Source organism: Maridesulfovibrio zosterae DSM 11974 (assembly GCF_000425265.1).
GTDB lineage: Bacteria > Desulfobacterota > Desulfovibrionia > Desulfovibrionales > Desulfovibrionaceae > Maridesulfovibrio > Maridesulfovibrio zosterae.
The window spans coordinates 148,110-172,058 of the sequence record NZ_AUDC01000010.1 but is presented as its reverse complement, the minus strand read 5'-3'; the positions used below and the strand labels follow the sequence as shown (position 1 = coordinate 172,058).

The 23,949-nt window shown below is 43.1% G+C and carries 20 protein-coding genes; all 20 read right to left on the bottom strand.

Going from position 1 to position 23,949, the window contains the following annotated elements; genetic code table 11:
- Position 1: 1 nt before the first annotated feature.
- Positions 2-295, bottom strand: a complete 294-nt coding sequence (locus H589_RS0101415; protein WP_027720366.1) for a hypothetical protein — start codon at positions 293-295, stop codon at positions 2-4.
- Between the two features lie 114 nt (positions 296-409).
- Positions 410-1,576 carry an ATP-grasp domain-containing protein gene (locus H589_RS0101410; RefSeq protein WP_027720365.1) on the bottom strand — a complete coding sequence of 389 codons (1,167 nt, stop codon included), beginning with the start codon at positions 1,574-1,576 and terminating at the stop codon, positions 410-412.
- 567 nt (positions 1,577-2,143) lie between these two features.
- Positions 2,144-3,325, bottom strand: a complete 1,182-nt coding sequence (locus tag H589_RS0101400; RefSeq protein ID WP_027720363.1) for an iron-containing alcohol dehydrogenase — start codon at positions 3,323-3,325, stop codon at positions 2,144-2,146.
- 768 nt (positions 3,326-4,093) lie between these two features.
- Positions 4,094-5,437 carry a sigma-54-dependent transcriptional regulator gene (locus tag H589_RS0101395; protein ID WP_027720362.1) on the bottom strand — a complete coding sequence of 448 codons (1,344 nt, stop codon included), beginning with the start codon at positions 5,435-5,437 and terminating at the stop codon, positions 4,094-4,096.
- Positions 5,438-5,444: 7 nt separating this feature from the next.
- Positions 5,445-6,629: a two-component system sensor histidine kinase NtrB gene (locus H589_RS0101390; RefSeq protein ID WP_027720361.1), complete on the bottom strand. Its 1,185-nt coding sequence runs from the start codon at positions 6,627-6,629 to the stop codon at positions 5,445-5,447.
- Positions 6,629-7,771, bottom strand: coding sequence for an iron-containing alcohol dehydrogenase (locus tag H589_RS0101385; protein WP_027720360.1), 1,143 nt, complete (start codon positions 7,769-7,771; stop codon positions 6,629-6,631). Before H589_RS0101385 ends, H589_RS0101390 begins: the two co-directional genes overlap by 1 nt.
- A gap of 108 nt (positions 7,772-7,879) precedes the next feature.
- Positions 7,880-8,500 (bottom strand): histidine phosphatase family protein, encoded by a 621-nt coding sequence (locus H589_RS18960; protein WP_035074661.1) that lies wholly within the window; start codon positions 8,498-8,500, stop codon positions 7,880-7,882.
- Positions 8,497-9,633, bottom strand: a complete 1,137-nt coding sequence (locus H589_RS0101375) for a DVU_1551 family NTP transferase (protein ID WP_027720359.1) — start codon at positions 9,631-9,633, stop codon at positions 8,497-8,499. Before H589_RS0101375 ends, H589_RS18960 begins: the two co-directional genes overlap by 4 nt.
- A 3-nt stretch (positions 9,634-9,636) precedes the next feature.
- The gene (locus H589_RS0101370; protein WP_027720358.1) at positions 9,637-10,671 is read right to left on the bottom strand and encodes an XdhC family aldehyde oxidoreductase maturation factor; all 1,035 of its coding nucleotides are present in this window, start codon (positions 10,669-10,671) and stop codon (positions 9,637-9,639) included.
- Between the two features lie 13 nt (positions 10,672-10,684).
- Complete coding sequence (locus H589_RS0101365; RefSeq protein ID WP_035074658.1) at positions 10,685-11,998, bottom strand: DVU_1553 family AMP-dependent CoA ligase; 1,314 nt, start codon at positions 11,996-11,998, stop codon at positions 10,685-10,687.
- Positions 11,991-13,349 (bottom strand): radical SAM (seleno)protein TrsS, encoded by a 1,359-nt coding sequence (gene trsS, locus H589_RS0101360; protein ID WP_027720869.1) that lies wholly within the window; start codon positions 13,347-13,349, stop codon positions 11,991-11,993. Before trsS ends, H589_RS0101365 begins: the two co-directional genes overlap by 8 nt.
- Positions 13,339-13,803 carry a DVU_1555 family C-GCAxxG-C-C protein gene (locus tag H589_RS0101355; protein WP_027720356.1) on the bottom strand — a complete coding sequence of 155 codons (465 nt, stop codon included), beginning with the start codon at positions 13,801-13,803 and terminating at the stop codon, positions 13,339-13,341. The genes trsS and H589_RS0101355 overlap by 11 nt, the downstream gene beginning before the upstream one ends.
- Positions 13,804-13,820: 17 nt before the next feature.
- Positions 13,821-14,486, bottom strand: coding sequence for a DVU_1556 family methyltransferase (gene trsM / locus H589_RS0101350; protein WP_245577012.1), 666 nt, complete (start codon positions 14,484-14,486; stop codon positions 13,821-13,823).
- 2 nt (positions 14,487-14,488) lie between these two features.
- Positions 14,489-14,704, bottom strand: a complete 216-nt coding sequence (locus H589_RS0101345; protein WP_027720354.1) for a DVU_1557 family redox protein — start codon at positions 14,702-14,704, stop codon at positions 14,489-14,491.
- On the bottom strand, positions 14,701-16,974 hold the full coding sequence (locus tag H589_RS0101340; protein ID WP_027720353.1) for a pyridine nucleotide-disulfide oxidoreductase/dicluster-binding protein: 2,274 nt from the start codon (positions 16,972-16,974) through the stop codon (positions 14,701-14,703). Before H589_RS0101340 ends, H589_RS0101345 begins: the two co-directional genes overlap by 4 nt.
- A gap of 368 nt (positions 16,975-17,342) precedes the next feature.
- Positions 17,343-20,060: a molybdopterin-dependent aldehyde oxidoreductase gene (locus H589_RS0101330; protein WP_027720352.1), complete on the bottom strand. Its 2,718-nt coding sequence runs from the start codon at positions 20,058-20,060 to the stop codon at positions 17,343-17,345.
- A 72-nt stretch (positions 20,061-20,132) separates the two neighbouring features.
- Positions 20,133-21,152, bottom strand: coding sequence for a molybdopterin-binding protein (locus H589_RS0101325; protein ID WP_035074653.1), 1,020 nt, complete (start codon positions 21,150-21,152; stop codon positions 20,133-20,135).
- A 623-nt stretch (positions 21,153-21,775) separates the two neighbouring features.
- Entirely contained in the window at positions 21,776-22,507 is a 732-nt protein-coding gene (locus tag H589_RS0101315) for a Rossmann-like domain-containing protein (RefSeq protein ID WP_027720349.1), read from the bottom strand.
- A gap of 17 nt (positions 22,508-22,524) precedes the next feature.
- The gene (locus H589_RS0101310) at positions 22,525-23,193 is read right to left on the bottom strand and encodes a molybdate ABC transporter permease subunit (RefSeq protein WP_027720348.1); all 669 of its coding nucleotides are present in this window, start codon (positions 23,191-23,193) and stop codon (positions 22,525-22,527) included.
- Between the two features lies 1 nt (position 23,194).
- A complete protein-coding gene (gene modA / locus H589_RS0101305) occupies positions 23,195-23,923 on the bottom strand; it encodes a molybdate ABC transporter substrate-binding protein (RefSeq protein WP_027720347.1) in 729 nt (242 codons plus the stop codon).
- Positions 23,924-23,949 lie beyond the last annotated feature (26 nt).

Genomic DNA, 23,949 nt, shown 5'->3' with positions numbered 1-23,949 from the left:
TTTATTCCTCGACGTCCTTAAGCCACCCTTCCAGCGCTCCGATTATTTTGCGGGCCTGATCAGGACTGGAAATATTGAACTTGGACTGCGGGCGATATTCCCCATTCATTTTACGAAAACGGCGGATTGTGTACATATCTTTGCCATATTCACTAGTTTTTTTATCAAGCTGTTTATACCGGAACATTATTGTAGTCCATGCTCCTTTGGTGAGAACTTCTTTATCCAGTTCTTTAACTATTATTTCACCGTCTTCTTCATAATGTATTGTTAAATCATCTACTGTTGAGCTCATTTTTTCTCCTTGAAGGATTGTTTTTAAGACTACTTAAAACTGCCGTAAATGCCTGATGTTGTCAAAGGCGAAAGTTTAGTGCTTATTTTTAAATATATTTGTTAGATACTAAAGCTAAAATTTTAAATATTGCGTAAAATCAGCGTGAAGTATTTTTTGAAGATCATTAATATTTTCTTTATCTAATTCGGCGAATATAAATGCAAAAACTGGGTATTCTTTGTAATCTATTCTGCGTAACTCCAGAGGATTGCTGAAATTAGCCTTAAATGAATCGTAATCAATAGATTTAATTTTATTGCAATCGACCGATGCATCAATGTCCCCAATTACCATAGCATATACTTTTCCTTTGCAGCATTCTGAAATTTCGTCCCAGTCCGGAACTTTTCCTTCCATGAAGTATTTGTATGGATTAATACCATATGCATAGTATGCAAGGTCAGTCACACACCATCCAGCAAAACGCATGGGATTTACCTCAATTACTCCTAGGTTGTTCAGTCCGTCGGTGCGCACCTCAATATGGATTGGGAAATTCTTGAGCTTTGCCCGTTTACCTATTTCTTTGAGCAGATCCTTAAAGTTATCATGATGTTTTTTAATTATTTCAGGGGAAGTGATGTAGCAACGATCACTAACATCCTCGTTTGAAGCAAACAGGTGTCCGAAAATATTTATTATTACGGGAATTCCTTCCGCATTGAAGTATGCATCAACAGCAAACTCTTCCCCTTCAATACATTGTTCAATAATAAAGTTGTCCAGTTCCAATACTTTTGCCGGATACATGTTTTTAATGTGGTCAACTTCTTCTTTGATCGCATTAACAGCTTTATGCCACCCTTTTACTGATTCAACCATATGTACACCAAGGCTGAAAAAGCCGACACATGGTTTGATAACACATGGAATTGCAAGTTGGTCTGGATTAATGCTGTCAAGTTCATCAAATTTAACTGTGCGATAAAAAAAATCAGGGTACATATCTCGCACAAGGTCCCGAAAGGCAGCTTTGTCTTTGAATAGTCTTATTTTTTTAGGAAGAGCTCCACAGCTAAGATTATGGTCAATCCAGTCTATTGAATTTTCGGAGTTCGAGTAAATAGGGCGATCCTGGTTTTCGTTGTATAATTTAACAAAATCCTTTTCTATACAAAGTTTCAGTTCATTGTTTGTAAAAGAAGCCTGAGCCATTTTATTGCTGAGCACATGTGCTTTTGTCTCAGTGATCGTTGTTCTGAGAAGGTCGGAGACGTATGGTTTTTCAAGTATGAACATGCTGTATCCTTATCTGTTTGAATTGGCTTTGCATATAGATAGAAATATAGAAGGTTGTAAACAACACTACTAATTATAGCGAAGAATTGTGTACAGATACAGAAGATATAAAAATGGGGGATACAGAAGAAAGTGATTTTTTTAAAGGGCCGATTGCTTTCTCGAGTCAAAGTGCTGGGGTAGTAAGGCCTAAATGGTTAAGGAGCCTTAGTCTTTGAAGCAAGGTGGGGTTAGGTCCGAGGCTTTTTTACAGCCTGCGTTTTTTAGCAACCGGCCCTTTGGGAAATTTTTATCAGCTTATTTTAAAATTGGAGCAGATACAGTTTATTTATTGCTTAATAGGCTGAGGGAGGGAAAGCCCCTCCCTCGGAAATACAGTGCCAATCCAGATAATGAAGTTTGCAGCTCCACCTGCGCGCCTGCATCCGGACTGTAACGGAAAAACGGAATCAGCCTCTACCAGTACATGACCTCTGTTATGCAAAGATGCCCGTTGCCCCGTGGCATTAAGTATTTTGTAAATCCGGTTCCGGGTTGCAGATCTCGGAACCGGATGGAACGGTTTAATTACATAGCTGCTTTGTAGATAGCTGCTACAGCTTCATCAGTCATGCAGCGTGGGTTAGTCAGACCGCAAGCATCTTTCTGAGCGTTTGCTGTCATTGTCGGGATATCTTTTTCAGATACTTCTTTGCCGTATTTTTTGCCGAGAGCGATAAGACCTGCAGGAATACCAACATCAGCAGAAAGCTGACGGATGGCATCAAGAGCAGCATCAGCAGCAACACGGGGAGACATGCCATCAGTGTTAACGCCGAGCCATTCAGCCATGGTTGCAAAGCGATCAACGTTGGAAATCAGGTTATGCTGTTCAACATAGGGGAGGAGGATAGCATTACATTCGCCATGAGGCAGGTCATAGAAGCCACCAAGCTGGTGAGCCATAGCATGTACATGACCAAGAGAAGCGTTGTTGAATGCCATACCACCTAGGTACTGTGCGTAACACATACCTTCGCGAGCTTCGATATCCTGTCCGTTAGCAACTGCACGGCGCAGGAATGTGTTGATCAGGCGGATAGATTTTTCAGCACAAGCGTCAGTAATAGGAGTAGCAATAGTGGATACCCATGCTTCAACGGAGTGAGTCAATGCATCCATACCGGTAGCTGCTGTCAGTGCTGGTGGCATGCCCATCATCAGTAATGGGTCATCAAGTGCGATGCCGGGAGTTACACGCCAGTCAACGATTGCCATTTTAACTTTGCGTGATGTGTCAGTGATAATACAGAAACGAGTCATTTCAGAAGCTGTTCCTGCAGTGGTGTTTACAGCAATGTAAGGAGGCATTGGTTTGGTAGATTTATCTACGCCTTCGAAATCGTGGATGGTGCCGCCATTTGCAACAACAAGACCTACACCCTTACCGCAGTCATGGGAGCTACCGCCACCAAGAGTGATAAGGGAGTCACAACCATTCTTTTTGTAAGCTTCTACGCCGTCAGCAACGTTCTTGTCAGTTGGGTTAGGGATGGTGTCATCATAAACAACACATTCCATGCCATCAGCTTTAAGGATATCAACAACCTGTTTGGTGATGCCTGTTGCGGTAATACCTTTATCTGTTACAAGCAGAGGTTTTTTACCACCGAGGGCACGGATGCGTGCAGGGATTTCTTTGTGTGCGCCAATACCGATAAGGGTAACACTGGGAATAAAAAATCCATAAACTTCTTCACGTACTGCCATTTGAGACCATCCTTGAGCGTAATAGGTTTTTAGAAGGTTGGGCCTAGTCTTGTACTTATTAACAGTTTCTCTTAGGCAAGTCCTGTGCCAAAAAATAAAACCTTTTATTCTAACTGTTTATGCAAAATGGATAGATTCAGACTGAATCACAGTGCTAATTGATTTTATCCTCTATATGCCTTTTTTTTATGTGAAAAATTGAACATATTAGGCTAATGCCTTGTGTAGTAAGGTATAGTAGAGCTGTGTGTCGTTTTGAACCAGCGAAGAAGGGTAGTGTGTCATATATAACTTATGCTTCTCTGAACATATAAAATGATATTTGATGTCTGTTAGATGATATTGCATGCTCAAGTCTGAATTTATTTCAAAAATGCATTACTTTTTATAAAAATTTTAAAGAATATCATCTTTAGTGCGAGAGATAAAGAGTATTTTACATTAATTTAGTAAGACCAAATGAAATTGAAGAGAAATGCTTTGTTCTAAAAAACTGGTGGAAAGGTATGCGGAAGTTTTGTGGAAAACAGAAGTTTAAATAGATTTTTATGGAATGCAAGGATGGAAAATACATCTGACTGAATCGAACCTAATAGCCAAAACACATAGGTAACCTTGAGTGACCACTAGAAGTTTAGAGAATTGTCACTGAAGGTTATTTTTATAGCATAAATCTCTTCAGAAGTGATAAAAACTTTATTTTGTTAAGCTTTTATATAGTGCTTTTGGAAATATGCTCTGCTATCTCCACTTCAAGGATATACGCTGTTACAAAGTATACTTATCTATTTTACGATAGAGCGTCTTACGGCCGATACCAAGGGCTAGTGCAGCTTTCTGGCGATTGCCGTTAAAGAAGTCGAGAGCTTTAATTATATGTTCCCGTTCCATTCTTTCAAGAGATAGTATTCCTGTTTCGCCTTCACGCTCAGGTTGGTCAGCAATTTCTCTGGGAAGACAGTTGCAGGTTATAACGAAGTTGTCAGATAAAATAATACTGCGCTCAAGTACGTTACGCAGTTCACGCACGTTACCTGGCCAGTGGTAGGAGAGCATGCATTGCATTGCCCGTTCACTGACTGTGTATTTGCCTTGCCCCATTTGCTGACCCAATTTATTCAGAAAAAAATCAATAAGCAGAGGGACGTCTTCGCGGCGATCTTTAAGCTCCGGCAGGCTTATGTTGAACACATTAATTCGATGAAAAAGTGCCTCGTGAAATCTTCCTTCCTCTACTTCCTGAGCAAGGTTCCGATTTGTGGCAAACAGAAAGCGGATATCAACAGTGCGTTCATCTTTTTCACCAACTCGACGAAAAGTATGTGCCTCGAGTACTCGCAACAAAGAAGCCTGTACTTCCATAGGAAGCTCTCCGATTTCATCAAGGAATAATGTTCCGGTATGAGCAAAGGTCATAAGTCCGTCACAGTTTTCCATTGCACCGGTAAATGAGCCTTTGGTGTGCCCAAATAGTTCACTACGGGAAAGTTCTTTCTGAAGAGTGGCGCAGTTTTTTACGATCATGGGTTTGCCTGACCGCAGACTGGCACAATGGACCGAATGAGCTACTACATCCTTACCTGCTCCGGATTCTCCTGTGATGAGTACCGGGACATTTGTTGGAGCTACTTTATTAATCAGATGGCGGATTTGTTTGATAGGAGCCGAGCTGCCAATAAGCTGTGAACTGGCTGTTTCTGATTGTTGTGAATGTTTATAACTGCGGTTTTCACGGGTAAGACAGACTCGCTGCCATGCGCGATCGACCACAAGTTCTACACGGTCCAGCCTAAATGGTTTGGTGATGTAATCATAAGCACCGATGCGTATGGCTTCAACAGCGTTATCAATATTACCGTGTCCTGTGATGAGAATAACTTCGACATCGGGTTCCATGTCTTTAAACTCTGTGAGTAGTTCCAGTCCGTCACCGTCTGGAAGTCTGATATCGGAGACAATTACTTCGTAACGCTCTTTACGCACCAATTCGCGGGCTCTCTGGGCGCAGTTCGCTGTGTGTATAACTCGTTCAGAGCTTGCAAGTTCTTTGCTGAGCAGCTTTAAAATGGACTCTTCATCATCAACCACAAGGACTTTGTATGATTCTGGCATATTCTTCTCACTGAATGGGGAAAAGTACAGTAAAACAGGAACCTATTCCTACTTCACTTTCAACAACTATTTCACCGTTATGTTCTCTGACAATGTTAAAACAAGTGGAAAGGCCAATTCCGATTCCTTTGCCTACTTGTTTGGTTGTATAAAAAGGTTCGAAGAGCATGTCCTTGTTTTGGGGATCAATTCCGCACCCTGTGTCACAGACTCTCAGTCCTACATGATTATTTTCAATAAAAGTTTCAACTGTTATTTCACCGTTTTCTTCTACGGCATCAATTGCATTGGTCAGCAGGTTCAGAATAACCTGCTTAAGCTGGGCTTCATTACCGTAAATATGTTCAATTGGTGAAGCCAGATTCATGCTCAGTTTGACTGACTGATATCTTCTGAATTGATGGTCCAGAAGGCGAATTGTATCTTCCGCTACCTGATTCATATTTACCGGAATGAATTCAGAGGCCACAGGTCTGCTGAAAGAGAGGAGTGTTTTGACTATATCCTGACAGCGCAGGCATTCTTTTAAAATTGTATTGGTGTAATCATACAGGTCTTCAGCAAGGTCTTCAGGGATGGATTGCTCAAGACGTGTCAGCCTGCGCTGGATGCCTTCGGCAAAACCTGCAACAGCTGCCATGGGATTATTTATTTCATGGGCCACACCGGCTGCAAGCACACCTATGGTAGCCATTTTTTCAGCCTGATAAAATTTGGCTTGATACTCTTTTTCCATCGTTACATCTCTTTTAAAAATCAGAATTTGATTCCCGGGCATTTCATGATTTTTAAGAGGAGAGGCTACCATGTCAAATTGCATGTTTTTTTCTCCGATGCGAAAAATAGCTGTATTGCGGCATACGGAGTTAGTAGAAAGAGACTTGAATGCGGGACACTCCTGGCATGGTTCTCCTGTATCCCTGAAGAGAGAGTAGCATTTCTTGCCGATAGGATTAACTCCCGGAAACAACTGCTCAAAAACCCGGTTAACTGAAATTATCTCCATGTTTTCAGACAGAACCATCATTACATCGGTGATACCGTCCAGAATTGCGGTGATTTCATATCGTTGGTCTTCTGACTCACGATTGATCTCTTTCAGCTCTTTAATATTTTGCTGTAACTCTTGAAAAAAGTTCAGTTTGTGATGTTCAATACCTATTAAATCATGAAGCTTTGTTTCGTCAGTCATTACCATGCCTCATTACAAATTTCTAAAAGATCCTGCCATGTTGCTTCTTTAGGATTTGGAACAGAGCAAGCATCCTTGACGGCAATGCGGCATATTTCTTCCATATGCTTATTGTCGGGAACAATCTCTCTAAGTTTCATAGGAATTTCTAATTCTTCAAACATATTATACAGCGTCACGCTTAGAGGCTTTTTCTTGGCACTTAACGGAGCAGGACAGCTGTCATTTATTGTATTGGCAATAATTGCCATTTTTCTTTCACAGCTGCGCTGATTAAAACGAACTACGGATGGTAGTAATATTGGAAGAGTTAAACCATGGGTGACGTCATAGCGGCCTCCGAGAGAATGGGCCAGAGCGTGCCCGACACCAAGGCCTGCATTGCTGAAAGACATACCTGCAGCAGTACTTGCAATGGCAAGATTTTTGAGGGCTTCTCTGTCTTTTGAATTTGCTGCAGGCTTAATGTTTCCTGCAATGAGACCTATAGCCGTCAGTGCCTGTGATTCGGTAAACGGCGAAGCCAGTCTGGACACATACGATTCAATGGCATGGGCTAGTGCGTCCACAGCAGAAGCCAGAATCAATCCTCTGGATTTGGTCACCAGCAGGTCCGGATCAATAATGGAAATATTAGGAACCAATGAGCGGCTGATAATGGACATTTTAACATGGCGTTCATTGTCTGTGATAATGGCATACTGAGATACATCCGATCCGCTTCCTGCGGTCGTAGGAATAAAAATCATGGGAGGCAGGGGATGACTGATTCGGTTGGCTCCCTCGTAATCATGAATATTACCTCCATTACTGACAATGGTGGCAATTCCTTTTGATGCATCAATTGGGCTTCCGCCACCAAGACCGATTATTACATCGGCTTTGTTCTCTCTATACAGCTTTGCGCCTTGTTGAATCTGGCAGTCGCGAGGGTTTGCGGTCAGCTCATTAAAATATATACATTCTAGATTATCATTTTTTAGAATATCCTGAATTTTTTTTACCCAACCGGATTCTTCAAGGCCTTTGTCACTGACCAGTAGAACTCTTTTGGCTCCCAGTCTTCGGGCACATGAGGCTAGAAACTTTATACTGCCGTTGCCAAATATTACTTCCGGTATGGCGAATTTAGTAATCTGCATATCTTATCAACTATAACCTTATTATGTCTAAAAAATTATAATTATTGAACTTAATATATATTATTAGCCTCATAAACAAAGAAGTCAAGATTACAAAATATAGTCCGGTTACGGCATTGCTTCTCTAAAAGCTAATGAGAGGTCCGGGCCATAAGGAAGGTTAAATGCCTTCAAAATATACCCAGATGGTGAATCAGTCATGATCGTTACATGACAGTGAGAAGGTTTTATGCAGAATATGTTTTCCAGAGGAAATCCAAGGACAAGATGCATAAATATCCTGATAACTCCTGCATGGGTAATTATGAGAGCTGGCTGTTGCTTTTTTGAAAATTCATCCAGAAATGATTTTATACGCTTTTTAAGGTCCATAAAATTCTCACCATCAGGTGGGCGGTATCCAGCAAAGTCCTGGCCTCGTTTAGCATATTCATCAGGGAATTTTTCTTTTATTTTATGGTAACTAAGGCCATCCCACTTCCCAAGATTAATTTCCATCAACTCAGCTCGGGGCGTGGGAGTTATTCTACAAGACTTTTCTATGTAAGCAGCAGTCTGCATGGTTCTTGTCAGCGGACTGGTTAGAAATGTTTTGAATTTAACCCCTTTCAAAGATTCGGCGAGCATTTGAGCTTGAATATTTCCAGTACTGGAAAGCTGAAGATCTGTATGGCCTATAGCTTTTCCTTTTGCATTTTCAGTCTCACCGTGACGGACCAATACAATCATGCTCGCCCCTTGTGCATATGGGTCAGCAGATAGTCAGGCATTTTTACACCTGCCTCATCTTCATAGCGTTTAAGCAGTGCTTCGGCTCTTCGCAGGCGTCCGCTGATAGCTTTTACAGCCTCAGGATCATTACTCCATTTTTGAAGAGTTTTACCGTAGCGTTGGCTTAAGCTGACCAGTTCAGTTCCTTGAAACATTTTATCAGCAAGAAAAACAATTTCCTGTTCTGTAAGCGGTGATTCTGGCTTGATATCTGTATCACGATGTGACGCGACAATGTCGGCAATTCCTGAAAATCCATATCCTGCGAGGATAGCAGCTCCTGCAGCCTCATGATTGCGCCTCAGCTTTGCCACGTCATGCATAAGCGCCGCACTATGAACTATGCTTAAGTCAAGTGGCTTTTTCAATTTTCTAGCGTCGTTAAGTGCTTCAGCCATAAGACAGGCTGCATTTGCCACTGTGATACAATGCTCACGGGTCTGTGCAGGGGTTTCGGCTATTTCCCAGAGGGCGGCACATTCCTCTGGAAGTGGGATACGGCGTCGTGAAATTTTACAAGCTTTCTTATAATCGAGCGGGGTATCAAGATCACGCAGAATTCCAATATCCGGCATATCCAGATCACGGGCAGACGATTCATGATTTTCAAGAACGCGGCGCAATCCACCTGTCCCGTCATGGTTCAGAATTTCGGGAATAAGTTCTGCGCTTATTAGTGGAGGGTGGCCTCTCTGTCCTTTGAAATTAGGATATATTACATCTGTAGGATTGTCAGAGTAGTCAAAGGTCAATGCCCTGATTGTAGATGAGCGGACCAGAGGTATATCAACCGGCAGGACCATAAATGCTGAGGCATTACTGGGTAATGCCATTACTCCGGCTTTGACTGATGAATACATGCCCTTGTCGAAATTGGGGTTAAAAACAGCACGCATACCCAGAGCTTTAACTTCGGAACCGATCTTTTCTGCCTCATGACCCGTGATCACGAATATATCCGAGATTCCGCCATCAACTAACAGTCTGATACATCGTGAAAGCACGGTGTTGCCGTTAAGAGGCAGCAACGCCTTAAGTTCTCCCATGCGCGACGAATAGCCCGCCGCAAGAATAATTCCGTAAAAGTTCATTTATTACCCGGCTCGTTTCTGAATCAGTTCAGCCACAATGGATACGGCAATTTCCTCTGGTGTTTGTGCTCCGATACTCAGTCCAATAGGGCAGTTGCAGCGATCAATTTCAATCTGTGCAATGCCTTCTTCCCTCAAAGCATCGTAAATAGCGTTACGTTTTTTGGTACTTCCAATCATTCCCACATAGCGGGCGGGAGTTTTAAGGGCCTGTCCGAGAACTGTCTTGTCGTGGAGATGTCCCCGGGTGACAATAATAATATATGAGTTTTCATTAACTTCAAGACCAGCAAAGCAATTATCAAAATCTGGTAAAACATGGATTTCACCTGCATAAGGAAATCTATCTGTATTAGCAAAATCTGCTCGGTCATCAAGTACAACTGTGTGAAAATTAACTGAGGATGCCAGTTCAGCTGTTGGGCGGGAGACATGCCCTGCTCCGAAAATAAAAAGGTCCGGCTGTGGAGTGAAGCTTTCAGCAACGATCAAACCTGAGTTTGCTTCTTCAAGTACAGGAGTTCCTGATTTCAAAGATTTTTCCAGTAAGACATTCACATCTGATTCTTTGATAAATGTTAGTTCTGGAATCTGACTTCCAACAGTAAGTGTTTTTCTTTCCTGAATGGAATTATCTATAGCACAAGATAGCAGAATTGTCTGCTTGCCGAATCTCAGTTTTTCTTCAAGTTCTGAAAAAGCAGAAATGGTTTCTTGATCAGCAGGTAAATGTTCGAGCATGACTGAAACAAATCCCCCGCATATCATATCCGCATTTGCAGCAAGCTCATTGGAAAGGTCAAAATCTTTGAAGCAGACAATGTTGTTACCTGTATCAAACAGGTTGGCAGCTTCTTTTTGGACCAGAGCTTCAACAAGTCCACCGCCGATTGTTCCTGCTATGCTTCCGTCACGTAGAACAATCATTTTGCTCCCCGAAGAACGGGGCGTAGAGCCTGAACTCTTGACAATGGTTGCCAAAATAAGATCGTTACCGGATTTAAGTTGAGTACAAATAGTGCCGAAAAAATTTTTCATGAGAGAACAACCTTTATTTGATTATTATAGAGCGTTTTCCAAAACCTGAATTAATGCTTCCATCTCGTTTGGAAAGCTGTGCTGAAATTTTTAAATTATGATTTTTTATGGCTTGTTGCAGCTTGGGATACATCACAAGTGATTCTTTGATATTCTTATTAGGTACACTCTCCGGAGCAACATCAAGCTTGACGGAAAGCTTCATTCTTTCGGGTTCATATTCTACACTGAAATCGAGAACTTCAGGATGCGGCAGTATAATACTATTAAGTTCGTTTAGTGTCATTCTGCCGCTGCCGGGAAGTATTATGCCCTCGTCAAGACGTCCTTCGACTGTTTTTAATCTACGCATAGGCAGGCCACAGGAACATTCATCCTCTGCTATGCATCCCACATCACCTGTTCTATAGCGGATAAGGGGCATTGCTCTGCGTGAAAGAGTGCTGATAACTATTTCACCCTTTGTTCCGTCAGGAAGCTGTTTACCTGTTTCAGGGTTGATTATTTCAACAAAGAAATCAGGTTCACGCAAGTGCATGCCGGAATCGGGACAGCAATCCACACCACCGCCAAGGCATGTTTCAGTCATACCCCAGTGAGAAAAAATTTTACAGCCAAAAACTTTGGATATGGTTTTCATTGATATTTCAGGAAGAATATCCCAGCAGAGTAGTACCGAATGTACGTTGTTAATAATGAGACCTTTGCTTTCAATGAGTTTTGCGAGAGCATGAATTTGAATAGCCGGGCCAAGAATACAGCTTGCATGGGAATCAAGTAGCAAATTGAGCATCGTACTGATGCATGAGGGATTGACCGGAAGGACAGTTTCTCCTCCCAGTCTGGATATGGATTCCGCGAAAAGTGAGCCGACTCCACCCGGACGCGAGTCGGGAAGAATTGCAAGAATTGTTTCCCCGCTGTTCAGCATGGGTGACATTCCGTAATGGAAAAAATCGATGGTGCGTTCCAGGTCCCCTGCTGTGAAAAAAAGCCTTTTGGGAGGGCCGCTGGAACCTGAACTGGCAAGAGTAACAACTCTGGCAACTTCATCTTGTGATACGCAAAGAAAATTTTCAGGGCTGGTACGCAGATCATCAGCCGTGGTGAAAGGAATTTTGTTCAAGTCTGAAGATTTGTGCACAGCACCTGTCTGCACTCCAGCAAGTCTTTCATGATAGAATGGGCATGATTTAACTGCATTGAACATGGTTTGCCGAAACATGCTGAACTGCCAGTCCTGCAATTCTTCCAGTGAAACCGTTTTCAGCTCAGGAGCACGGCCCATACGGAGATTAAGCCATCTTCCTAAAGGGTTATCAGCCATCAATGATCCTCCTGTAAAGGGTGGAACCATCCATTGCGGTCAAATTGTATGCACAGAAGGGAATCAATTTGCCTTCTGGAGATGCAACGTGGATACAACAACCTTTTAATCGCTCGAGGTCAAGTGTCCATGCATCCTGAAATGCCATTCCAGATAAAGCTAAAATATGTGTCTTTGCTCTGCTTAAGAATCGGTCAAGGTCATCCATGGGTTTGTCTGACTGACATTTGCAACTTTGCTCTTCCGGTGCTGCCCATTGGCGGCGTATAAAGGCTTTGGACATATCCGCCCCTTCTGAAGCGGGCTGAGGAGTGCAGCATCCTTCTTTTTTGGCGGATAGCTTTTTCAGAGAACCATCCTCCATTATCAGGTAATTCCCGTGGAATGAACATAATGAATGTTCACAGGCCGGGGGGGCGTAATCTGATTTGTGAACCATCCCACCTGTTTGTTCTTCCATTGCGGTCATAATCTCAGGAAGGGTTATTCTCATATCGTCAGACGGAGGCTTCGGATAACGTCCAAAATAGCTGACTGGCTGAAAATGAACTCCGCGTACTCCTGGTGAATATGAAACAGCGAGTTTTATAATTTCACCGATGTTATCGTCATTTACCCCGGGAATAATCGTCGGGACTAAAACAACTCCAATTCCTGCAGCAGTCAGGTTTTTAATGGCTTTAATTTTATATTCAAACAGTTTACGGCCACGGATAGATGTATATATATCGTCACGAGTTCCATCAAACTGGAGGAATGCAGAATCAACTCCTGCTGCGGCCCATTTTTTCGCAAGCCCCTGTTCACGGGCTACTCTAAGGCCGTTTGTGTTTACCTGAACAAAAGGAAATCCATGTCTCTTGGCAATAGAGGCAATCGCCGGCAGGTCATCTCGTACAGCCGGTTCGCCTCCTGAAAGCTGAAGGTTGCACGGTCCGGCTGTTTTACGTATATTTTTTAGTAAATTATCAAGTTCAGCTATGCTCGGGTCCGGGGCAACCGGTTTTCCGGCAGAAGCAAAACAAACTTTACAAGCCAGATCACAGCGCCATGTGATTTCGATAAGAGTTGTGCATGTATGTTGATTATGGGCTGGACAGAGACCGCAATCAAAGGGACATCCTTTACGCTCTGTTTCTTCTGTCACCGGAGGTGTAGATGGCAGTTTAGGACGAGACCATTGATCGATTGCCGGTTCACCGCGCCAGAAAGGGGTGCTGAATTTTCCGTGTTCCGCACACTCTTTTACTATCCGCGACTCGCCTTTTTCTGTGACTCGCCGGGCAGGTATTTTTTTGAGACAGACAGGGCAGAGCGATTCTGTCTCATTAATATTAAAACTAGTAACCATCGCTTTCTTCTCTTCCCTCTACTGGGTCAAAGCCGGCATCAAGTAAAATTTTTACAAGTTCATTATATGCTTCTATCAGCAGAGTTCCGCATTTTTCTGGCTTGGGAGTGCTGCATTTTTCTCCCAGAATATCTTCACAGCGAATACCGCCGAACTGGGAAGTTACTTTTTTCTGAAACCAGTCTTTGAAAGTTTCAACCAGAAGTGGGAATTTATCGTCAGGTGTTTCTTGATCAGTTCCTTTTCCTGCATATAGTCCAAGAGCGCAAATCCCACCGCTCAATATCCCGCATGATCCTGAGCAGTTACCCATACCAAGGCACAATCCTTGAGCTGAACGTACCAGATCTGGATTTTCCCGCTGCATGTTATCAAGGCAAAGCAAAATAAATATCTGGGCACAGCAATACCCGGTTCCGTTCAACTGCATCACGCGAAGATCTGTGTCATTCATATCTTACTCCAGAAAAATTATTTCATTTCGGCAATAAGCAGCATATAGCCGGGCCTGCTGCAGCAGTTTCCAGTAAAACTGATGCTCGGCTCACCCGCAAAAATGAGCTTGGCTGCAAGTTCAGCAAGTAGCTTGGAATGATCTTCAAGCGTTACTATATGTGCATTATTTTTTTTTATACATTCTTCAAGTTTGCTGAGGTTAAGCGGAGAGCTCGCACACGATCCGCTTATTGTGGGGTTAGGATTAGAATTGCGCTGATAAAGGTCAGTAATTATCAGTTTGCCTGAAGATTTTAGAACTCTTTTGAATTCCGTAATACAGCCGTCCATTTCGGGCATTAGCGAGAGAACACATTCACATATAAGAGCATCAAAATATGAATCAGGATACGGAAGGTTGTCAGCTTCTGCATTTATCAGTGGCAGATGCTTCGGAGCTTGAGCTAACTGGTGTGCAGAATTATCTACACCATATGCCATAAGATCATGTTTGCTGATCAGATGTTCAACTGTAGCTCCTAAACCGCATCCAGCATCAAGAATGCGGCCTTTTGCAGGAATGCAGGCCATGGATATACCTCTATCCGTGAGAGAAAATCCTCCGGGGCGCAAAGTCTTACCTGCAGTTTTGCGCAGGATATCCTTTTCCCAAAGTGGCGTTTCACATTTGGCTGCCTGCAAAATTATTTGTCCTCCAGCATACTTTCAACTTCTGCCATTTTACCAAGGGCCAGCTCTTCAGGAATAAGTATCAGTCCGCACTTTGGGCAAGCCGGAAGCTCTACCGTAAATCTGCTGTCCAGATATCCTAATGCGACGGGAGAGGGTTTCAATGCTTCGTTACATGCTGAGCATTTCCATGATGAAAAGTCCTTATCGAGAACTTTTAACGTACTCATGATGCACCTCCTAAAATATACATGCGATGACTCCATACCCTATGAACCAGATATTTGTCTGCTTCATCTTTCTCATATTCAACCCAGTAGGTGACTGTTACAGGTCGGAAAGAAGCCAGTTTATGTCCAGTTTCAGTATTTACAAGTTCCTTACCTGATTCTTGTACCGCCTGAATAGTTTTTTGCACGTCGGATAAAAGTATCCGCCGTTCTTCCATAAGTTTGCTTGCCTCGTCAGTAAATTCAATCTTAATGGATTCGTATGTCTGGCGCGGTTGAATGTTTTCATGCCATATATCGTTCAACATACGTTCTTTCAGCCGAACTCTGTTTTCACGTCTTTCTGAGTACCCCGGAGCCGGACGGGAAGCCGGATCTTCAGCTCCTGACGGGAAAATAATGTCCAGCATATGCATGCATCTTTTACCTGTCTTAGCGATTAGGTCGCGGCACATGGCACAGTAGGTCATACCGTCATCAGCAAGTTTATCCGCTCTGCGCTGGGCAACTTTTGCAGAAAGAGGCTCATTGGCGTTTGAGAGCAATCCTCCAAAACCACAACATTCGGTCATGGTTCCAGAAAGTTCCGGTTCATTGAAAGATATATCCATACCGCTCAGCAGAACTCTGACATCGGTCATCAGTTCATGATTATGTCTGGCTGAACAGGGATCTTGAAGTGATACGGTTAGTTCCCCTGATTGTTTGAACTGATCTATGTTTTTACTTAGCACGGACCATAGTGAAACAACTTCAGCTTCAGGAAGTCCTTTGCGCAGGCTTTCAATACAGGAAGGACATGCTGCTATTATTTGTGGCCGCCCAAGTGAGGCCCAGTCTCGTTCTAATGATTCAATTTTTCTTCCGAACATATCAATTTGGCCTGACCAGTCGGCTGGAGATCCGCAGCAACGAAGCATCAGCCCTGTTCCTCCGCCTAGCGTACCGCAGAGGTGTTTATAGGTCCGTTCAACAGCATCTGGATCAGATGCTGTTAATTGACATCCTGGGAAAAAAACTTGTTTGCTTTCTTTCGTCCCACCTTCATGTTTAACAAGTGAACAGGATGAACTGTCAGCAAATTCCATATCATTTAATGCAAATTCATGGGCAGAAGGAGGCATATGACCTTTTTCAACAAGGTCCTGCCTTGCCTCAATACAGATGTCTTTCATTGAAAAATTATCAGGGCAGATTTCTTCACATAGTCCGCAAAGCATACAAGAGTTGATCAGATTATTAGCTAGCCTGGTACCCATTACGACTGCAGCATTATTATATATCTGTCTGGCATAAACTTTGGGATAACTTTTAAACTCTTTCAGATAAGCACAGTTGTCCACGCATTCCATACATTCACACAAAATACACCGCTGGGCTTCTTTTCTAGCCTGCTCTTCAGCATAACCTGTGTCCGGAACCTGAACAGGTTTAACCGATTCAACTTTGCTTATATTGGTATAAAGCTTTGTCTCAAATGGTTTGTCCCGATCTCTACCGGCTGTTAAAGATGCATTTTGCATGTATCTTTCAATAGATAAAGCGCCTTTGCGGCCGATTGCAATTATTGAGGCGGGAGAGGAAAAGCTGAGTTCTGCAGAAGCGAAAAGACCTGCCTGTTCAGTTTGCAATGTATCTTCGTCAGGATTTTTTATTCCAAGTTGTTTGGACGAGCAGGCTAGTGGGTCAACAAAAGTTGCATCAAAATTTTCCAGATCAGCAAAAATTTTTTCAGCTGTAGGGGAACTGTTTTCTATAAAAGAAACGTTCATCTTTCCGAGCTGTTCAAGTTCTTTTTCGAAAAAAAACTTATCAACTCTACCTTTAAGTAGAGTTTCATATGCTTCAAATTTATTTTCGCAATAAACTTTAACAGTAAATCCTTTTTTTCCAAGGTCCCATGCGGCAGCAATTCCAGGAAGGAATGCGCCGAAAACAGCAACTCTTTTGCCTCGATCAGGTAATGCTCTGACTGTAGGGGTACGCTTGGCATTATCAGCACAAAACCTTTCAAGAGCAGCCAGTTCAATTCCGCCACCAACTTTTTCACGTAAGCAGTCTGACTGGCAGACTCCGTCACATATCCGGGCTGTTACAGACGGGAAAGGCATAGTCTTACAAATGACAGCCCATGCTTTATCTATATTTCCTGCTGAAAGCATTCGGCATATCTCGCGCCCATCGACATGCAGCGGGCATTTAGCCTTACATTTTGGAGGTTCTTCCTGAGTACATTTAGCTTCCCATATACGAAGATTTTTTTGATCCATGGATGCCTCCGGCGTCATTTGAAAAAAGTATACTGAAATAGTTTAAAAAAGTTTTAACAGAGGTAAGGTCTACTGGCTGCGAAGCAATAGTAAACTCTCATTTGCCGGTATATCTTTATAGAAGATGGAAGTCGTTCATCAACAGCAAACACTTACCCCTGTAGAAAGTTACTTGAAGAGCTCTTATCCCCCTCAGGAGAGACTATTATAGAGGTGGCAAAACCAGCATCAGCTAAACTCTGTTCAAGTATTGAATTTATAATCTATAGACTCTTGATTATAAGAAGAGTCAAGCTTCTGAACGTACAGATTGCAAAAAAAATCCAGAGTCAGGTGCATGCACCTGACTCTGGATTGATTATTAATTTTTAGCCCTTAAGAGCAGCAAGAACTTTCTCTGGACGAGCCGGGAGATGAGTTACGCGTGCGCCACAGGCGTTATAGATTGCGTTGATTATAGCTGCGTGAGGTGCGGTCAAAGGCATTTCACCTACACCGGATGCTCCGTGAGGACCGTCAGGACGCTCTGTTTCAACATAGATAAGTTCCATATCATCAGGAATCTGTTTGATGAATGGGAAACCTGCGCCGATCATAGTGGAATGCTTTTTAATATCTTCGTAGTCTTCAGTGAGCGCAAGACCGATACCCTGAGCAATTCCGCCGTACATCTGGCCGTCAACAACGAGTTTATTGTTGATTTTACCGATGTCAGCAACGAGCAGCATTTTTTCTACCTGAGTCTTACCTGTTGCGATTTCAACTCCGACACCGGATACGAACAAGCCGTACATGTAGTTACTGAAGGGGCTGCCCTGTCCGTTTTCATCGCAGTCAGTAGCAGGAGCACTCCATTTACCATGGTAATGTACTTCTTTGTTCTCTTTGATCATTTCATCGTATGTGCGGAAGGAACCGTCAGACTTACGCATTGCATCCATGAGGGTGCGGCAGGTATCAATAATTGCGTTACCGATAACAACCTGTGAGCGGCTACCACCAGCAGGGCCGCCGTTAGGGCAGGTGCGGGTGTCGTTCATAACAAGGTGAATCTGCTCAGGAGCGAGTCCTAAGGGGCGAAGGGCTTCATGAGCTGTTCCGAGAACACCCATGTCTGCACCCTGTCCATGATCCTGCCAGCATGCGAACATGGTTACGGAACCATCTTTATTGAGCTCGATTTCTGCTTCAGCAGTATCAGGTCCGTCAAGACCACAACCGTATACACCAAGAGCAAGACCTACACCGCATTTGACTTCATCGGTGGACGTTGCGCTAGCCCATTTTTTCATTTCTTCGTATTTGGGGCGTGCTATATCAAAGATTTCTTCAAGGCTGAGAACTTCAGGAGTCTGCCCGGTAGGTGTGGTTGATCCTTCACGATAGATGTTCTTGTAACGAAGGTCGAAGGGGTCCATACCAAGTTTTTCAGCCAGTTCGTCCATCAGAACTTCAGAACCGAATTCTGTTTCAGGAGCACCGTACCCACGGAATGCAGAACCCCATGCGTGGTTGGTTGCAACAGTCAGACCGCGACCGCGAATGGAAGGGATGTCATAACCTGCACCAATGAACTGTGCTCCGCGCAGTGTCAGCAGGTCACCGAATTCAGAGTATGGACCGTGGTCACAAATCCATTCTGTTTCCATGGAGAGAAGTTTACCTTCTTTGTCGGCCGCAACACTGATATCAGTGAAGAAAGGTGAGCGTTTACCTGTGTAAGTCTGCTGCTGGTACCATGTGTAGTTCAGGAATACTGGTTTTCCGGTAGCAAGACATGCTGCACCGACCAGAGCTTCCATGGTGGGGGAGAATTTGTAACCAAATGTTCCACCTGCATAGTTTTGAACCATGATCAGATTTTCAAGCTCAACACCAAGACCCGGAGCAATCATTGCTGCGTGCAGATGCAGACCGATAGATTTGGAGTGGACGCATAGTTTGCCATCATCATCAAGATAAGCAAAACCTACATCCGGCTCGATAGGCATATGTGGCTGGCGGCCAACGTAGAAGTTGTCTTTAACAACAACGTCTGCATTTTTAAAGATTTCGGTGGTGTCATCACCTTTTGCAATCTTCTGTTCGAAATAAACGTTAGGTGTGCCGGGATGAATTTCAATAGCATCTTCTGCCATGGCAGCAGGAGCACTCATGTATTCGGGCAGCTGTTCCAACTCAACTTTAACTTTAGCAGCAGCAGCTTTTGCATGCTTCTCAGTGTCTGCGCAGACAATAGCAATAGCATCACCATACTGGAAGATTTTTTCATCAGCCAGAATTGGGCGATCCCAACCATCACCTTTGTTGGTGGGGAATGTGATCAGTCCTGTGATGCGGTTTTTACCTTTGATGTCTTTATAGGTAACAACCTTGTCAACGCCGGGCATTGCTTCTGCTTCGGATGTATCAATGGAAATAATATTTGCGTGTGATACTTCAGCCTGAACAAGTGCACATTTAAGAGTGCCTTCAGGCATCTTGAGGCCAAGATCTGCACCGTAATCAAGAGTACCGGTTACTTTTGCAACAGCAGTTGGGCGTGGGTAGTTTGAACCCCAGATACGATTGTCTGCAGGCATCTTGAAGAGAAGATCGTCCGCACTCATATCACCGCGCATTACGGCAGCAGCATCCTGAACTGCATCAACAAGTTGTTTGTAACCTGTGCAGCGGCATGCATTACGATGTTTCTGGAACCAGTCGCGGATATCCTCACGGCTTGGTTTAGGATTGGACAGAATGAGAGCGTAGGTGGAGACTATGAAGCCCGGAGTACAGAAACCGCACTGAGCACCGCCGTGTGCAATCCATGCAATCTGAATAGGATGCAGCTGTGTGGGGGTACCAATACCTTCAGTGGTAATGATTTCAGTATGGTCTTCAACACGTTTCATTTTTAATGAGCATGTGCGTTTAAGCTTGCCATCAATAATAACAGAACAACTACCACATTGTCCGGTTCCGCAACCTATTTTAACACTGGTCAGACCGAGTTTTTCGCGCAGGACGCTGGCGAGTGAATCGTCTTGTTCTGCAATAACGAATTTCTCTACACCGTTGACTTTGAGAGTCCGTTTGATCATGGAAAGAGCCTCCTTGAAGTGCTGCTGTTTTTTATTCTAAGCTTCCGCCTGAAACAGACGTCGAACAATCCTCTATTTACCGAAAGAACAAAGCGGGTAGCGGCAAGTGTCGCATCCAGCACAAAAACCACCGTGGCCCAATTCGGCGATATCTTTGCGCGTAGGGCGTTCACCTGCTACAATCCGCGGAACTATTAAATCAAAAATACTGGCTCTGTAGTACATTACACATCCGGGCAAGCCCACGATGGGAACGCCGTTCAGATAAGCCAGCATAAACATTACACCAGGGAAAGTCGGTGAACCGTAGGTGATGACTTCTGCTCCGGTCGCCCGGATACTTGCAGGGGTCTGATCGTCTGGATCAACGCTCATTCCTCCTGTTAAAACCACCATTTCTGCACCATCTTCTATTGCTTGATGTATTGCAGCACAGGTCATCTCAGGGTCATCACTCACGAATTTTTGTTCAATGACTTCTGAATTTAGCTGTGCAAATTTTTTACGGATAACAGGGCCGAATTTGTCTTTGATACGCCCTGTGTAAACTTCACTTCCAGTGGTTATCAGGCCCACTTTAAGATTTCTGAAAGGCTTTACACTGACAATTGGGCCTTGCTCACGACAGATTTCTTCAACCTGAATGATCTTGCTTTCATCAATAACGAGTGGAACAACTCTGGTTCCGGCAACATCTCTCGGCTCTGTAATCTGAATACCGTTATGCAGAGTTGCCATTACGACTTCGTCAACTGAATTAATACGGTTCAATGCTTCAACATTGATGGAAAGAAGGCCTGGAGCGGCTTTCATATTGATTCGGCCTTCACTGATATCACTAAGAGTTATACCTGGACCTGCTGCTGCTTTTGCTATGCGTCTTGCGGCATCGTTTTCATGCAACTGGCCTTCTTCAAGAGTCAGTATATAAACATGTTCTTTGCCTATTTCGAGTAACACAGGGATATCTTCAGGTGTGATTATATGCCCTTTTTTAAAAGCTGGTCCCTTATATTCACCGGGAACAATGCGGGTCATGTCATGGCAGAGAACATTACCGATGGAGTCCTGAACAGGAACTGTCTTCATCATGAATTAAGGCTCCGTACTGTTAAAATGAAATTCATAACTTCTCGTTTGTAAACCGAAATTGTTATTACCAAGCACTGCTGCAGCTGCTTTGTTTTTGAGATAATATATCAAAAAAGACATAATTTCAGAGCGTAGCAGTATGTTTATTTCAAGAATATACAATTAACCGCTTTTTTGTATGTCCAAGGAGGCAGAATAAGTCAAGGGGTATAAATTGATACCTTTTTCTGCTTGAGCGCATTTATGCCCAAGTTAAGTCTACCTTCATGTCAGAGATATAAAATGCTCTGGCTGCTAAGGCGATATTCAAGCAAAATTAGGTCCAAAATAAGATAGTCTTTTAATACAGGGCATTATGAGTTTGGGAGGTGTTCAAGAATGGATCAATAAATTTAAAATAAAATTTACAGAAGATGGAAATGGTGATATGATTGACAGTTTAATATATAAAAATACGCATAAAAAAAGGGTTCAAGCAGGGTGTGTCATATTGGAACACTTTTTATGCAGGGGTGTGTCACAAGAAAACATGCTGCTTCAGAGGGGGAATAAAAAGCTGAGAAAGTTCTTAAATAAAAAAATGACTCTCTCAGCTTCTTGATAAAGTCTTATTATTAAGTATGTTAGCTGCTCTGGTGGCAAAAACGTTTCCATCCCATTATATCGGCTGCTGCAGCAACTGTGGTACCAAAAAATATGGTTGGCTTGTCCTCAAGTATGAAATTACCGATAGTGTCGTTAACTATAGTTGACCCTGTGACAACCAGGAGGTTGACATCATCTAGTACTTCATGAGTCTGCTCGGGGCCTTCTACAATTATTCCACATTTTTCAGCACCGATATTGTCAGGGTCCAGATCAACTATACGCATATCAAATTTAGTGGAAAAGGCTTTGATCATAGCAGGCTGGAAGCCTACAAGGCCAATTTTAGGTTTGCCATAGTTTTCTTCGATAAAATCTGCAAACTTAGGGGCACAAAGAGCAGGACCATCATTTTTACAGTGGATGGTCCTTTCTGTCTTGCCAAGGCTGCATTGCACAGCATTAAGGGCAGAGACAAAGATTGCCCGTCTGAAATTGTTAGTCAGATCCATTTCTGCAATTTCACGTAAAGAGGAACTGAAATTTCCAAAGCGATCAGTAAAAGCCTGCCCTTTAGCTCCTCTGAAATCAGCCTCCATTAATTTTTCTTTGCCTCGTTGCAGTGGGAAGTCATCTCCTTCAGGATTGCCGATAGCTTCCTCTGTAGTCAGTGTTCTGGCTTTGACCTCAATATTTTCATCTAGAATACCTTCAGAATTCCAAATTTCATATGCTTTAGTTTGAACTTCGTTCAAAATAGATTTGCTCATTTTATGTCCTTTTTGTATTAGTCTGATACTTTTTTCAGCACTGTAAACATTGAGATGGATGCAATCCCTATAATCGTTGAAAGGACTGCAGCCCTTTCAAACTCACCATTGAAAACGGCATTATAAATTTCAAGAGAAAGCGTATTGGTTCTGCCTATGACATTTCCACCAAGCATAAGCGTCATGCCGACTTCTCCTAAAGATCTGGCTAAAGCTAACAGTAAACCAGCCATAATACTACGCTTGGTGCATGGTAAAAGTACCTGTAAAAAAATGGCTGTTTCTGATTTACCGAGAACAGCTGCAACTTCGCTGAGTTTTTCCGCTTCCGCTGATTTAAGAGCCGCCTGTACGGGTTTGACCAGCAGCGGCAGCCCTGCGACAAAAGCAGCCACTACCAGACCGGGAAACCCGAAAATTATTCTGTCGCTGAAAAGTTGGCCTACAGGGCCGTTGCGGCCTAAAATCAGCAACAAAACGAAACCTGTTGCCACAGGCGGAAAAACCAGCGGAAGCGTAACAGCAGTATCAATAAAATTATGCAGCATTCCTTTTGAGCGGGCCAACCAGAAGGCTGTAGGAACTCCGATCAGCAATTGCAAAATACCTGCGACTGCAAGCACCTTGGCTGAAAGAGCCAAAGGAGTAAGGGTTGTTCCGTCAAGAAGGATCGATGCAATGTCCATTTTAATCTTGCATACCATGGGCAGATATAATTTTTGTAGCTGAATCAGAGCTTAAAAAATTCATAAATGCAGTACATTCTGCTGGATTGGTTGATTGTGTCATCTGTTCGATGATTATTGATATCGGAGTGTATGCTGATTCATCTACAGCTACGTAACCACCTATAGATTTAGCTATTTTACGTGCATGGGTCTGGTTGATAAAAGCATAATCAACTTCTCCGGCGACGACGTAAGAAGCAGATTGAGGCACAGTTGCTACCATCAGTAGCTTAGGTTCGACTTTTTTGAAAATATTTTTGCTATGCAGATATTGTAAGGCTGCTTTTCCATAAATTGCTCTTTTGATATCCGGCAAGGCAATGCGCGTAACATCAGCTGAAAGCAGATCATCTATTCCTGAAAAATTTTTACCTTTTGGAAATGCAATAACCAGTCTGCCTTTACCTACCTTCTGTACGGTACTGCAATCGAGTTTAGACTTATCAAGAAAGGATTTATCACCCAGAACCATATCTACAGCTCCGCTGTTGCGAGCCTGAGCAGTTACACGGGCCATATTGCCATAAATACGTTCAACCTGATTGCCAGTTGCCGCTGTGTAAGATGTTGCAAGGTCATCAACCAGAGAGCGGTATCCGGCACCGGCTGCAATAATAATTTTGGCTTGGGCACAGACGGGGACACTGACAGACAGAATAAGTAAAAGAAACATTAATTTTATTTTCATAACTCTTCTCTAGTTCAATTGTTTAT